Source organism: Mesorhizobium sp. M0590 (assembly GCF_040320905.1).
Taxonomy (GTDB): Bacteria; Pseudomonadota; Alphaproteobacteria; order Rhizobiales; family Rhizobiaceae; genus Mesorhizobium.
Map to the genome: position 1 here is coordinate 1 of NZ_JAMYQN010000043.1, position 13,017 is coordinate 13,017.

Consider the following 13,017-nt stretch of genomic DNA (forward strand, 5'->3'; position numbering starts at 1 on the left):
CGCTCCGCTAAACACGGGGGCTGCGCGGCGGACACGCCGACGTCACCGCAATGCCACGCCATTTTGCAGAACTTGACGCACACAATTATCGAGTACGTTCGATGTGTAGACGTGATGCACCTTATTGCGCTGCATGTAGTTGAAGGCCTTGGTCAGATCGTGTCCGCGCGAGAGCTTATCGCGCGTCTCGATCATCCAGCGCTCAAGCTCGGTGACCAGCGGCAGGCTCCGCTCTTGGCGCACGGCGTGGCGTTGGCCTGGCGACAGGCCGTAGATCGCGCGCTCGATATCGAACAGGGCATCGATGCGCTTCACGGCTTCAATAGATCAGACTGACGCGCCACCGCCGCCACCGTGGACCCGGGCGCGAATGCCGCGGCCAGTATCCGGCATTGATCCTCTTCACTCCAACGACGCCGACGCTCCGGCCCGGTCAATAACGTCACATGGCTCATGCTGTGCTGCTAACTAGGCTCGTAAGGACGACCTTATGAGCGCAGCCTCGCTACCGTGCCATGCTCGCGCAAGGCAGTCTTCGCCGGAGGCGTACCGAGCGGCGACCGGATGTCAGGTTGATCAGGCTCGGATAACCGAGCCGCATCATGAACCTGCGCTCAGATCGTGGATCCGATAACAAACGGAAGTTGCCAAATGGGACCGTGACCTACCTACTTGACGCAAAGCTCCTCATGTGATGCCTCCTGGATGACGGCCGTCAGCGCCTTCTCAGCCATGCGGCGCGGCTCCAAGAGAGCTGGGGAACTAGGTGCCCTTCCTCAGCTTGGGGATGCGCAGCTCGACCGTTCCGGCCCGAGTCTCCCAGTTCCTGCCGCGGTAGCCATTGCGCTGGGCGGTCCGCAGCGCGCTCTTTTCGCAGTAGCCGGCGCCGGTCGCCGCGCCCACTTCCATCTCCATCAGCCGCTCGGCGGCAAAGCCGATCATCTCGCGCAGGATGTCGGCGTTGGGGGTCTTCTCCACGAGCCTGCGCAGGTCCATCATGTCGTTGGTTATCGGTGATTCCTTCGAATCGGGTTGGTGTCAGCAAGCCAACCCTACCCGAAGAACATCGATGACTACTGCTACGCCGCTCGCTACCGCGCTGTTGAGGGCGCGCTCGCGAGCGGCTTCTCCACTGTCGAGCTACACCACTCAGCGGGGCACGACCCAATTGCGGCCGCTGCGAACACCGGAAAAGTCCACGTCATCATGGCGGGAGTTTGCCTCTAACGTTGTCATGTTTCCTCTCCGATTTAACCGCTTCACTCGCGCCATGCCGCTTGGGCTCAGTTCATGGCCCCGTTCCTTAGCCCGCCAAGTGCCGCCAGTCGCCTCAGGTGATGATCTGCATCACCGAAAAGCGTGTCGATCATCACGACGCGCTTGAAGTAGTGTCCTATGCTATATTCCATCGTCATTCCAATGCCGCCATGAAGTTGAATGGACTGATGGCCTATGGCTTTGCATGACCGACCGATCTGAACCTTTGCCGACGAAACTGCGCGCTCGCGCTCAATCGTGTTGTCTTCGCCTACCATCATTGCGGCGTAAAGGGTCATCGATCGAGATTGCTCCAACTCCACAAGCATGTCGACAGCACGATGCTGCAGCACCTGAAAGCTGCCGATCTTCGTTCCAAACTGTTCACGCGTCTTGAGGTAACCGAGCGTGATTGCCTGCATTTTTGTGAAGCAGCCAACGGCTTCTGCACAGAGTGCTGTGATAGCCTCATCAGCCACCCTCGAGATAACTGGGAACGCCCCTTCTGGGTCACCAATCAAATGACTCTCGTCAACGCGTACATTCTTCAGTGCAATTTCAACCCCGCGCCGACCATCCTGTGTCAAGAAGGGGCGGCGAGTGAGGCCCGGCGCATGAACATCAACAAGGTAGAGCCCGATCCCATCCTCCTCGCGAGTGCCTCCGGCTGTCCGGGCCGACACTATTATCTTATCGGCCACGTCGCCGTGAAGGACGAGGGTCTTGACCCCGCTTAGAGCCCAAACGGTACCTTGCTTTTTTGCTTGTGTCTCAACGTGGAAAAGATCATAGCGCGACTGTGGCTCGGCATATGCAAACGCTAGTTTGGTTCTACCGCTCACAATCAAGGGGATTAGCTCTGTCTTTTGTGCTTCGTTCCCACCACGACGAAGCAAACCACCGGCAACGACCACCGTTGCGAGATAAGGCTCTAAGATCAAGCTCTTGCCGAAAGCCTCCATCACGATCATTGTTTCGATCGGACCACCGCTAAAGCCGCCATATTCCTCCGAAAACGGCAACGCCAGGAGACCGAGCTCAGCATAGCGTTCCCACATCGCCTCGCTGAAGCCGGGGTCCTCACCTCCGTACTTGCGGCGATCGCCGAAGCCATAACTGTCGAGCATAAGTCGCTCGACGCTTTCCGTTAGGAGCCGTTGCTCTTCAGATAGATCAAACTTCACTGCAAATATCTCCCGAAATTTACGCGCTGCCGGTGACCCCGATGCATCAAAGGCCGAGGATCGCTTTAGCGATGATGTTCTTCTGAATCTCACTGGATCCCGAATAGATCGAAGCCGAACGGCTATAGAAATAGGTGGGGGCGATCTGCGCGGCCCATCGTGGGAGGATTGGCGGCTCGTTGCGACTCCCAAGCACCTCGTTTGGGGTGTAAGGCAATGCATTAGGTCCCATCACAGCCATTAGGAGCTCCGCGGCAGACTGCTCAACTTCAGAGCCCCTCAGTTTTAGGATGGAACTTGCGGGATTCTCTTGTTGCTGCTTAGACGCATTTGCGATTGCGCGGAGTTGAGTGATCTCAAGGGCTTTCAACTGAACTTCGAGGTCGGCGACCTTTTCACGAAAAGAGGGTTGGTCAATAAGCCGCTCGCCGCCGACATAGGTCTGAGCCGCGAGTGCCAGCGCGCGCCGTATACGCTCCTTAGAAGGGCCTACGCCAGAATCGCCGAACCGCTCGTTGCTGAGCATATACTTCGCGTATCCCCATCCTTTGTTCTCTTCCCCAACTAGATTCTCGACCGGGACATGGACGTTATCAAAGAATACCTCGCTGACTTCGTGGCCGCCATTGATCAGGTGAATCGGGCGCACAGTGACGCCCGGCGACTTGATGTCGATGAGAAGGCAGGAGATGCCTTCCTGCCTCTTCACATCTGGATCGGTTCTTACCAGACAAAAGATCCGGTCGGCGTAGTCCGCCGATGATGTCCAGGTCTTCTGGCCATTGACGACGTAATGCTCGCCATAGCGGACTGCCCGCGTCTTAAGTGAGGCTAGGTCGGAGCCAGCTCCCGGTTCCGAAAAGCCTTGGCACCACCAATCAGTTGCGTTAGCGATGCGGGGTAAATAGTACTTTTTCTGCGCCAGATTGCCAAAGGTGTAGATGACTGGACCTACCAAGTCCTCACCCATACCGAACTTGACTAGTGCTGGAAAGGCACGCACCTCTTGCTCGAAGATGTACTGCTGAACGAGGGTCCATCCCGTGCCTCCATATTCTTTAGGCCAAGTTGGAACGCCTTGTTTATAAAGGTCTCGCGTTCCAGCCGCGACCTCTTCTTTCGATAAGACTATGCCTTCAGCCAGTTTTCTGCTTATTTCCTTGGTCATATTGCTATGCAAGAACCTTCGCAGCTCCTCTCGAAACGCTAGATCATCTACTGTTATCATAATATCCATGGACTATACTTCATTACTAAACAAGATTTACCAAGGCGTAAGCTGTCGCTTCCCTTCCCGTGGGGAGGTAAGTATTGCGACAATGGCCATTATTTTCCCTTCCAGATGGGATTACGCTTTTCGGCAAAGGCACGAGGGCCTTCAAGTTTGTCCTCTGACCGATGAAGATTGTCGACAGTCACGAGCTGATTGTTTTTCACGCGGTTTATCGCGTCCTGGAAGCTGAGGGTTTCCGCGATGCGCGCCGTCTCCTTGATCGCGGCGAAGACCAGCGGGGGGCCGCTGGCCAACAGCCGCGCGATCTCCCAGACCCGGTCCTCGAGCTTCTCCTTGGGCAGCACCTCGTTGACCAGGCCCCAGCTATGCGCTTCCGCCATGTCCATCCAGCGGCCGGTGAGCAGAAGGTCCATGGCGACATGATAGGGGATGCGCTTCGGCAGCTTGATGGTCGCAGCGTCGGCGAGCGTGCCGGCGCGGATCTCGGGCAGCGCGAAGGAGGAATGGTCCGACGCGTAGATAAGGTCGCAGGACAGCGCCAGCTCGAAGCCGCCGCCCACCGCCATGCCGTTGACGCAGGCGATCACCGGCTTGTTCAAGTCGCGCAGTTCCTGCAGCCCGCCGAAGCCGCCGACGCCATAGTCGCAATCGGTATCGCCGGTCGCCGCAAACTTGAGGTCCCAGCCGGCACAGAAGAACTTGTCGCTGGCGGTCTTCAAAATGGCGACGCGAAGTTCCGGATCATCACGGAATGCCATGAACGCTTCACCCATCAGGCGGGACGTTCGCGGATCGATGGCGTTAGCCTTCGGCCGATCGAGCGTGACCTCGAGGATCGTGCCTTCGCGGCGGGTGGTGATGACGTCAGCCATTCTTCTTTTCTCCAAGCACCAGCAGCGCGTCGGCGATCCAGGCGCCTTTGCCCTCGGCGCAGACGATCAGCGGGTTGATGTCCAACTCCTCGATCTCGCCTTCATTCTTCTGTACGAAATCGGCAATGCTCGAAATCGTATCGATGCCTGCCTGGACATCGGCCTTGGGCCGGCCGCGATAACCTTCGAGCAGCGGATAGAGCTTCAATCCACGCAGCGCCGCCTCGATGTCGTCGCGCGTGGCCGGCAGCATCAGGGTCACGCTGTCGCGCAACAGTTCGACCAGCACGCCGCCGGTGCCGAGCGTCATGACCGCGCCGAACATCGGGTCGCGGGTGAAGCCGACGATCAATTCGGCGACCCCGTCGCGGACCATGCGCTCCGCATAGAGTCCGGTGCCGAGCTGCAAGAGGTCATGCGCCGCGTTGCTGACGGATTCGGCGTCCTTGAGGTTCAGCCGCACCGCGCCGACTTCCGATTTGTGGGTCACGCCCAACGCCTTCAGTGCTACCGGGAAGCCGAGCGCCATCGACGCGATCACTGCCTCGACCGCGTTGCTCGCGCGCTTGCCTCTCGGCACCGGCAGGCCGGCGTTGATCAGCCTCTCTTTGCCTTCTGCTTCATCGGGTGTGAAGCGCTTGGTACCGGATCTTCCGACACCCGTGGTGTCGACTGGCTGGGCGAGCGGTTCGCGCCAAGCGTTGCCGATGAAGGCTGCGGCCTGTGCGGCATCCATAGCTTCCGGGATACCGAACAATGGCGCCACGCCACGACTGATCAGTCGGTCTGCGTGTTCCTCCGGCAAGTTCTCGGGTATGGAAGAAACAATGGCGCCGTTCACCTTGTTGGTCTTGAGCGCGGCTTCAAAGGCACGCAATGTTGCCAAGCCCCACTCGTCGACATTCAAACAGCGATCGCGACGCGGAAAATCGATCACCAAAATGTTGAGATCGAAGCCGCCGGACATCATGGCGGAGAAAGTGGCCGTCATTGCCGGTTCGTTGTTCCAGATGAAGGTATGGTAGTCGAGCGGATTGGCAACCGCCACTAGGGGCCCGAGAGTCGATTTCACCCGAGCACGATGGTCAGCCGCCAGGATGGGGAAATGCACCGAGCGTCCTTCAGCACAGTCGGCCATTATGGAGGCCTCGCCGCCCGAACAGCTCATCGACGACAGCCTGCAACCTGGCAATGGTCCGGTGATGTGCGAGAGCTTCAGCGCCTCGATGAAGGCCGGAATGGAGTCGACGCGCGCGATGCCGAGCCGCTTCAGGAAGGCGCCGGAAGCGGCGTCCGAACCGGCGAGCGAGGCGGTGTGCGACACCGTCGCTTGCCGTGCCTGTTCCGAACGGCCGACCTTCATGGCGATGACCGGCTTCTTCAGCTCGCGGGCTCTCGCTGCCAGCTTCTCAAAGCCGGCTACCGAGTCGAAAGCCTCGATATGTAGGCCAAGCGCGGTGACGCGCTCGTCCTCGATCAGGCCGAGCGCCATTTCGGAAAGACCGGTCTGCGCCTGATTGCCGGCCGTCATCAGGAAGGCGATCGGCAGGCCGCGCCTTTGCATGGTTATGTCGATAGCTAAACTAGAAGACTGCGTGACGATGGCGATACCCATTCGATCTTTTGCTAGTTTGACACCGCCATGGTTGTCAGGCCACAGAAGCGCACCGTCAGCATAGTTGATGAGGCCATAGCAGTTCGGGCCGATGATCGGCATCTCGCCCGCCGCGGCGACGAGCTCGGCCTGCAGCCGCTCGCCGTCCTCGTCATAGGCTTCGGTCTCGAGGAATCCGGCGGCAAAGCACACGGCGCCGCCGGCGCCGCGCTCGGCCAGCGACTTGACGACCTCGATGGTGAGGTGGCGGTTGACGCCGACGAAGGCGGCATCCGGCGCGCCGGGCAATTCGGCGACTGAACGGTATGCCCTGTAGCCATCAACATCAGCCTTGTTTGGATGCACAGGCCAAATCTCGCCAGAGAAGCCAATCCTCCTCGACTGAGTGACGACACGAGCCGCCTGTTTGCCGCCGAATACAGCGATCGATTTCGGACGCAGAAGTCGCTCGAGTTTATGCATGATCATCATCTTTTCGTCGAAGCGCGTTTTCTAGAACCGGATTCAAGCGTTACGGCTTATCGCCGAAATGGCCTCATTCAATTCTGTAACAATCATCACGGTCACCTCCGCTAGTTGTGGCGTGCCTCATAGAGGTTTCTAGAGTTGGCTGCGCAAACGGCGTGCCATGCTGACAACCCCAGCTGCGGCTTGACGCCCAAGTGTGCCGGCGGACCTTTTGTTCGGTGCTTCCTTCACTATTTTTGTCTGGGTCAAGCTGAGGACGAAAAGCGAACGTTTCCGCTACAGTTCGGTTGTCCGCCTCGCGACAGTTTCGTTCAATGGCGACACCTTTTTGTTTGCTATGAATCTCGACATTGAGATGCCAAGACTCGTCATCGTTAGGGCCGAGACGGCACCTGGCCGTTGGGTAGGTGGGCCAGCTTCCCTGGCGGATGACGATCCGATCGGCATAGGCATGGATCTCGACCTGCCGGCCGACGGCACTCGAGAGCACCGAGTATTTTGTTGTTGTCTACCCGCCGCCCTACAGTCCCGACTTCAATCCGATTGAGAACGCCTTCGCTAAACTCAAGGCGCTGCAGCGAGCAAAGGCCGAGAGAACCATCAAGGCTTTGTGGGACGCGGCCAGCGCGGTCGTCGACCTCTTCACGCCAGCCGAATGTGCCAACTACTTCGAAGCCGCAGGATATGACCCGGATTAAACAGGACGTGCTCTGGGGTCAGGACTTCGTTAACGGGGCCGTTCATATCAACGATTTTATGGCAAGCAGCGTCGGCCGACGTCAGTGGGCCTGCGCAGGTCTTTCTTCCGATGGCCTTCGCGCCTGTCATGGAGCGGCCGAGGTTTCGCATCGCTTCCTATTGAGATCCTCCCCGGGTTCATGCTTCCGTCCGTGGTCAGCGCGAGGCTCCCAACAGTCCTGACCACGGCATCTTCGGGACTGCGTCCCGGTGGGGACCTCGAAGGGCTGCAATCATGCAGCCTTCAATGCGCGGCACTTGAGTTTTCGACTACGAGGCGAGGTCGCCGACGAAAGGCAAATTACTGAGGTGGAAGGAACTGCCATCCTGCCACATCCGGTGAAGAACAACGCCAATGCGCCGCGTGAGGGCACCATTGCTCCCTTGGCTCCCCGGCGCTTCGCGACCTGTACAGCCCAGGTTCTGAGCCATAAGGCACGCCCGCGATGCATCATGCCTGTTGCCGCCTGACACAGCGCCCGGCGCAAATTTACGTCGCCTGCCTTGGTGATACCACCAATGACATCGCGCTCACCAGATTGGTGTCGCGAAGGTGTCAGGCCTACCCACGGTCCGACAGGTTTCGAAGACCTGAAGCGGGTAGGGGATCGACTGCGGATTTGAAGCTCAGAGCGACAACCGCTCCAATGCCTGGCATCTGGCTCCAGCATAGCATTGCATTCCACAAGTTCGCGCACCCTCATATCATAGCGCCCGCGCGATTTCGCACCGACCTTCAGGCCGAAGTTCCGCAACACGCCGCGCAGCGACATCTCCAGCGCAATCATGCTCTGCTGGATAGCCTTGCGCGCGCCGAGAAGCGCACGGACGGATTTGCAGTGCACCGGCCGGAACCAACCCAGATACAGGAGACGGCGATCCCTTCCGCATCCCTGCGGTCAGATCGGCATCGCTTTCAGCGCACCCTTCACTTGCCGGGTTTCCATCAGCACGACATCAAGCCCTGCTGCGCTCAACCCGCGATGCAGCTACTGCGACAAAGGGCCAGCCTCAAGCAATGCTCCCATCCAGGCCCTGGAATAGCTGGCGATAATTTCAGGGGCGCTCGGAACCTCCGCTTCCTTCACAATCTTTCCATGCTCGTTGATTACGCAGACCGCAATCTTGGCCAATGATACGTCAAGTCCGACAAACACCTCATCTCGTGTTCCTCCATTGCTGATACGGGAATCGCGGCAGTTTACCGTGGCATGGAAAAGCGCAACGGAAGGTGTGCGACGCAGGCCCGTAACGGCATTGATCAGAGCCAGAAATATGACGGCTGCAGCGTGCAGATGGCGGAGAAGTAGGTGTGGCCACATCGGTCGTAGCGCGTTGCGATGCGTCGCCGCTTCGAGCTTGGCGGATTCGTCCTCGGCCCTATGCCGCTGGCGACAGAGTGTCTTGTCGTCGGCGTAAGGGACTTTGCGGCTGCGGCTCGACGGGATGGAGGGCATGATGCCTTTGGCTTGGAGTTCTTGGCGGAACCAGGCGCTGTCCTATCCGCAATCCCGATCAGGCTTGAAGCAGGCGGCAGGGCGTCGAGTACAAGACGGGCACCCTTATAGTCGCTCATCTGGCCTTCCGACAGGAGCAGGATGATCGGCCGTCCGTCAGCATCGCAGACGGCATGCAGCTTGGAGTTCAGCCGGCCCTTGGTGCGCCCGATACGACGGGGAACAACTCGTTTTTGAGCAGGCTCGCCGCGGTGCGGTGGGCCTTCAGGTGGGGCGCGTCGATCATGATGCGCTCGGATCTCGGCCCTTCGCCGGCCAACGCGGTGGCGAAAATTCTGTCGAACACGCCGAGCCGGCTCCAGCGGATGAAGCGGTTGTTAGAGCGTCTAGTGCGGACCGTAGCCCGCCGGCGCATCCTTCCACTGCAGCCCCATTGCGGATCACATAGAAGATGCCGCTGACGACGCGGTGGTCATCGACCCTCGGCACCCCGTGCGACAGCGGAAATGTGGCGAAATCGCGGGCCATCTGGCGCTCGCTCACCAGAAACAAATTACCCATTGCGGCCTCCTTCAATGGAGACCGTGAATCACATCTCAAACGAAATTAATAGATCCTGAGCCTAGATCTCGACTTTCCGACGCCGGCGTGCAGGCCTCCGGCTCGACAAGGTAAATGCCCGCACATCTGCGCAAACCGGCGGTTGTGGCGGCGATCCCTACGAGCCCGCCGGCTGCAGCGGTTGCTGGATCAGGTGTCAGCAGCGCCGGGCAAGCCGATCCCGGCGGCCTGTGGCGACTGGGCAGCGGCGAAGGCGGCCTACCGCTTCTTTGACAACCCGCGTGTGACCGAAGACAGCGTTCTCGCCGGCCATTTCGTCGCGACTGCGGCGCGCGTTGCGGCGAACGAAGGTCCGATCCTTATCCTACAGGACATGACCGAATTTATCTACAGCCGCGCGCAGCCGGGCAAAATCGGCTTCGCAAAGACCATCAACGCCGGGCGCTACAAGGCTGGGCAGCCCAACGTGCTGGCCTTATGCGGGGTGCTGATGCATTCGAGCTTGGCCGTCACCCTCACCGGCACACCCCCCCTCGGTCTGACGGCAGTGAAGTTCTGGACACGAACGAAATTCAAGGGAACGCTCGCGCTCAATTGGCACATCAATCCCACGCGTATGCCGATCGAGACGAAGGAGAGCTACCGCTGGCTGGAGAACCTACGCCAGTCCATCGCGCTGGTTGGCGCGCCCGAGCGCCGCGATTTTTTGTGTCTTAGTCCAGGGGTGCACTCCATCACTGTCCGGGATTCAGCGAAAAGGGCGTCCGGGAATTGCCGAAACACGCAGGGTGACCGGGAGAGCGACATCTACGAGCTCTATTGCACCGCGCAGGAAGTCGGTACCAGCTTCCTCGTGCGGGTGCAGACGAACAGGCTGGCCGAGCGGCCTGCCGATGCTGCCCCACACGATCCTGCTCATCGCGTCTTTGCCCAATTTGCGGCGGCGCCTTGGGCGGGACGTCATCGCATCACGGTCGATTAGGACGAGACGACCTGGCTGTAGCTGAAGTTCGCCGCCATCAATACCTCGCCGCCTCGTGGCGGTGCAGTCCGCAGGTTCTGACTTACATCCGCGCCCTCGAGGAGAATCGCCGCCCGGTTGCGAGCCGATCGACTGGAAGCTGATGACCAACCTGCCGGTCGAAGATCTCTCCGTGGCGGTCGAGAAGCTCGGCTGGTACGCCCTGCGCTGGAAGGCGGAGGTGTTCCACAAGGTCATGAAGTCCGGCTGCCGTGCCGAGGAGGCGAGGCTCGAGACCGCAGAGAGGTTGGCGAAGTTCCTCGCTCTTATCGCGGTGGTCAGCTGGCGAATATTCTTCGTCACTATGTCGGCGGGCGCCAAGCCAGACGCCGCGCCAGACAGCGTTCTCACCTTCGCCGAGATCGTTGCGCTCGACCAGATCAACGCGTCCCGAACGCGACCTCGCCTCCAACGGCCCACGCTCGCCGCCTACCTGCTGCAAATCGCCATGCTCGGCGGCTATCTCGCCAGCAAACATGATCCGCCTCCCGGCAACATGGTCGTCTGGCGCGGCAAGACCCGCTTGCACAACATCGCCTTCGGTATCTCCATTGGATCAAGCCGACGATGTGGGTAATCGAAAGCCTCACCGAGGCGTAGGCAAAGCCAGCCATAGAACGTAGCGCTCGGCAGACGATCATCGTCGCTTCGTAGTCCACCGCCGTGCTCTGATCTGAAGGCAAAGATTGATCATTCTCTAGCGGGATTGCCGTTGGCCGATCAATAAATAGGAGGAAGGGGTGGCCCGAGGCCGATAGGAATTGGCTGCGGCTTGGACTCTTAGCCGTGTTCGGTGCCTTAAAGACCTCAACCGCACTGGCGACCGTCACGCGCCCTACCATCTCTCTCATGTCAGCCGTCGCCACGACCTTGCCACCTGAGCGCGAGCATCTGCCGGGCCTCGTCCGGTGTCGCGATGTCGAAGGACAAAAGTGTCAGGATGTCCCGCATCCGCGCCACCTGCTCCGCATTGGCCCGGGCGAGCTTGCCTTTCTCAAGGTAGAGGTTGTCTTCCATCCCCACCCGCACGTTCGAGCCCATGGTTGCCCCCATGATGCACAGCCGAAACTGATGCTTTCCGGCTGCAAGGACAGACCAGTGATAATCGGAGCCGAATAGCCGGTCGGCGACGTTGCGCATGTGAGTCATGTTGTCGGCATCGAGGCCGATCCCGCCGCTGAACCCGAATACTGTTTGTATTATGAAGGGCGGCGTCAGCAGGCCGGCATCCGCGAAGTATGCAACGTTGTACAAATGCCCCACATCGTAGCATTCGCATTCGAAGCGTGTGCCGCCAGCACCGACTTCCTTGATTGTCCGTGTGATGATATCCTCGGTATTCGGATAGACCCGGGACGGCGCTGCGGCGAGCAGTTCCTGCTCCCATGAATGCTGCCAATGGTCGAACCTTTCGAGAATCTTTTGCCGCCCGTAGGGAGAAATCGATCCCATATTCAGCGAGGCCATCTCCGGTTTGAATCGCAGGGCGGCCGCGATCCTGTCTTCGACGGTCGCCTTTGGCCCACCACTCGTCGTTATGTTGATGATCACGTTGGACTCGCGGCGCACCCGATCGATTGCCGGCGCATATACGTCTGGTTCCAGTGTCGGACGGCCGTCCTCTGGATTGCGAGCGTGGAAATGGACGATGGCCGCGCCCCCCTCGGCCGCACCGATCGCCTCCTCCGCGATATGCTCCGGAGTGATCGGTAAATAGGGCGACATTGTTGGCGTGTGCGCCGCTCCTGTAACCCCGCACGTGATGATGACTTTGCGTCCTCCGGACATGAAAATCGCTCCACTGATCTAACCTGAAAAATTTATGGGGACTGGCGGTTTGGTTGTCGCAGCCGATCCGAATCATTTCCCGGGAGACCACATTCGTCATGACCGACCCTCTCGAAATGGTGATCGCTGCGTGTCATCGGGCGCCGGGCAGCTTGAGTGCGAGAACTTGAGGGGCCGCAGATTGTTCCTTCCCGACAGGGGTCGGAAATGGTGTGATCGACCAATCGATTAGCTCAACGGCACGCTGAAGTATCGCCTCGGTCTGACGGGTGAGGCGGCAATGACATGTCCGATCTGGTCTCGGTAATCTCCTTCCTGACGATCGGCGTTTTGGGTTTAATGTAAAAATTAACCTCGACAACACCTGGCACAGCAGCCGACCGACTGACGCCATCAATCCAATCGAGGATGCCAACGCGATCAGGAAGTGGGGACCGCGCGGCCGCAGTTTGCGAATGCCTTTTGCGTAAATCCCATTCCTCGCCGCTGACGAGCTTGATAAGCGCTCTTCTTGCCATTACCGTCCTCTGTTACGTGGTCTGAGCGCCCGTAGGCATCATGCGACCTCAGACTATGCCGCAGGGTACCATTGTTAGCGATTGGCGGTGGCAAAAATTCTGTGAAATTTTTTGGAGGATTCGTTGCACCGCGTTCCGACTAATTTGAAGCTCGTAGGCACGCTCGGCATTCTCGGCCGCGGCTTTCTCGCTGTTTCGCAACTCCTCACCCTGTAGGCGTAAGCCGAACCTTGGCGACCGACACCGCGCTCGCCCGGCGCGCCTGCCTTGAGAGCGAGCTGCCTCTGCTTTGCCGCATCAGCGC

General features: G+C 59.4%; 8 protein-coding genes and 6 pseudogenes. 3 read left to right on the top strand and 11 right to left on the bottom strand.

All coding sequences use genetic code 11. From position 1 onward, the window contains the following. Window positions 1-126 precede the first annotated feature (126 nt). The 7 genes and pseudogenes from NKI52_RS31845 to NKI52_RS31875 all read right to left on the bottom strand — a co-directional run. Window positions 127-327, bottom strand: a pseudogene (locus NKI52_RS31845) (IS66 family transposase); the annotation flags it as partial. Next, on the bottom strand, window positions 312-455 hold the full coding sequence (locus NKI52_RS31850) for a transposase (RefSeq protein WP_352700782.1): 144 nt from the start codon (window positions 453-455) through the stop codon (window positions 312-314). The gene NKI52_RS31850 and the pseudogene NKI52_RS31845, both read right to left, overlap by 16 nt. Window positions 456-695: 240 nt before the next feature. After that, window positions 696-1,011 (bottom strand): annotated as a pseudogene (locus NKI52_RS31855) (transposase); the annotation flags it as partial. 272 nt (window positions 1,012-1,283) lie between these two features. Then, the gene (locus NKI52_RS31860) at window positions 1,284-2,441 is read right to left on the bottom strand and encodes an acyl-CoA dehydrogenase family protein (RefSeq protein ID WP_352700783.1); all 1,158 of its coding nucleotides are present in this window, start codon (window positions 2,439-2,441) and stop codon (window positions 1,284-1,286) included. 46 nt (window positions 2,442-2,487) lie between these two features. Continuing rightward, window positions 2,488-3,678 carry an acyl-CoA dehydrogenase family protein gene (locus tag NKI52_RS31865; protein ID WP_352700784.1) on the bottom strand — a complete coding sequence of 397 codons (1,191 nt, stop codon included), beginning with the start codon at window positions 3,676-3,678 and terminating at the stop codon, window positions 2,488-2,490. Between the two features lie 89 nt (window positions 3,679-3,767). Continuing rightward, window positions 3,768-4,547, bottom strand: coding sequence for a carnitinyl-CoA dehydratase (locus NKI52_RS31870; RefSeq protein ID WP_352700785.1), 780 nt, complete (start codon window positions 4,545-4,547; stop codon window positions 3,768-3,770). After that, window positions 4,540-6,624, bottom strand: coding sequence for an acetate--CoA ligase family protein (locus NKI52_RS31875; RefSeq protein ID WP_352700789.1), 2,085 nt, complete (start codon window positions 6,622-6,624; stop codon window positions 4,540-4,542). The genes NKI52_RS31870 and NKI52_RS31875 overlap by 8 nt, the downstream gene beginning before the upstream one ends. 509 nt (window positions 6,625-7,133) lie before the next feature. Between NKI52_RS31875 and NKI52_RS31880 the strand changes: the two are divergent. Then, window positions 7,134-7,328: pseudogene (locus NKI52_RS31880) on the top strand (IS630 family transposase); the annotation flags it as partial. A 310-nt stretch (window positions 7,329-7,638) separates the two neighbouring features. On the opposite strand, the pseudogene NKI52_RS31885 reads toward NKI52_RS31880, so the two are convergent. Both NKI52_RS31885 and NKI52_RS31890 read right to left on the bottom strand, forming a co-directional pair. Then, window positions 7,639-8,552: pseudogene (locus NKI52_RS31885) on the bottom strand (IS110 family transposase). 77 nt (window positions 8,553-8,629) lie between these two features. Further along, window positions 8,630-9,386: pseudogene (locus NKI52_RS31890) on the bottom strand (IS5 family transposase). Window positions 9,387-9,567: 181 nt separating this feature from the next. On the opposite strand from NKI52_RS31890, the gene NKI52_RS31895 reads away from it, so the two are divergent. Both NKI52_RS31895 and NKI52_RS31900 read left to right on the top strand, forming a co-directional pair. Further along, complete coding sequence (locus tag NKI52_RS31895) at window positions 9,568-10,368, top strand: IS4/Tn5 family transposase DNA-binding protein (protein WP_352700786.1); 801 nt, start codon at window positions 9,568-9,570, stop codon at window positions 10,366-10,368. 142 nt (window positions 10,369-10,510) lie between these two features. Then, the gene (locus NKI52_RS31900; protein WP_352700787.1) at window positions 10,511-10,984 is read left to right on the top strand and encodes a hypothetical protein; all 474 of its coding nucleotides are present in this window, start codon (window positions 10,511-10,513) and stop codon (window positions 10,982-10,984) included. Window positions 10,985-11,259: 275 nt separating this feature from the next. Here NKI52_RS31900 and kce read toward each other — a convergent pair whose 3' ends face one another. Both kce and NKI52_RS31910 read right to left on the bottom strand, forming a co-directional pair. Beyond that, entirely contained in the window at window positions 11,260-12,195 is a 936-nt protein-coding gene (gene kce, locus NKI52_RS31905) for a 3,5-dioxohexanoate:acetyl-CoA acetone transferase (RefSeq protein WP_352700788.1), read from the bottom strand. 133 nt (window positions 12,196-12,328) lie between these two features. Beyond that, a pseudogene (locus NKI52_RS31910) lies at window positions 12,329-12,695 on the bottom strand (ATP-grasp domain-containing protein); the annotation flags it as partial. Window positions 12,696-13,017: the final 322 nt, after the last annotated feature.

Bases quoted from the DNA above. Each gene is read 5' to 3' on its own strand.
- kce (WP_352700788.1), bottom strand. From the start codon at position 12,195: ATGTCCGGAGGACGCAAAGTCATCATCACGTGCGGGGTTACAGGAGCG.
- NKI52_RS31875 (WP_352700789.1), bottom strand. From the start codon at position 6,624: ATGCATAAACTCGAGCGACTTCTGCGTCCGAAATCGATCGCTGTATTC.
- NKI52_RS31850 (WP_352700782.1), bottom strand. From the start codon at position 455: ATGAGCCATGTGACGTTATTGACCGGGCCGGAGCGTCGGCGTCGTTGG.
- NKI52_RS31870 (WP_352700785.1), bottom strand. From the start codon at position 4,547: ATGGCTGACGTCATCACCACCCGCCGCGAAGGCACGATCCTCGAGGTC.
- NKI52_RS31900 (WP_352700787.1), top strand. From the start codon at position 10,511: ATGACCAACCTGCCGGTCGAAGATCTCTCCGTGGCGGTCGAGAAGCTC.
- NKI52_RS31865 (WP_352700784.1), bottom strand. From the start codon at position 3,678: ATGGATATTATGATAACAGTAGATGATCTAGCGTTTCGAGAGGAGCTG.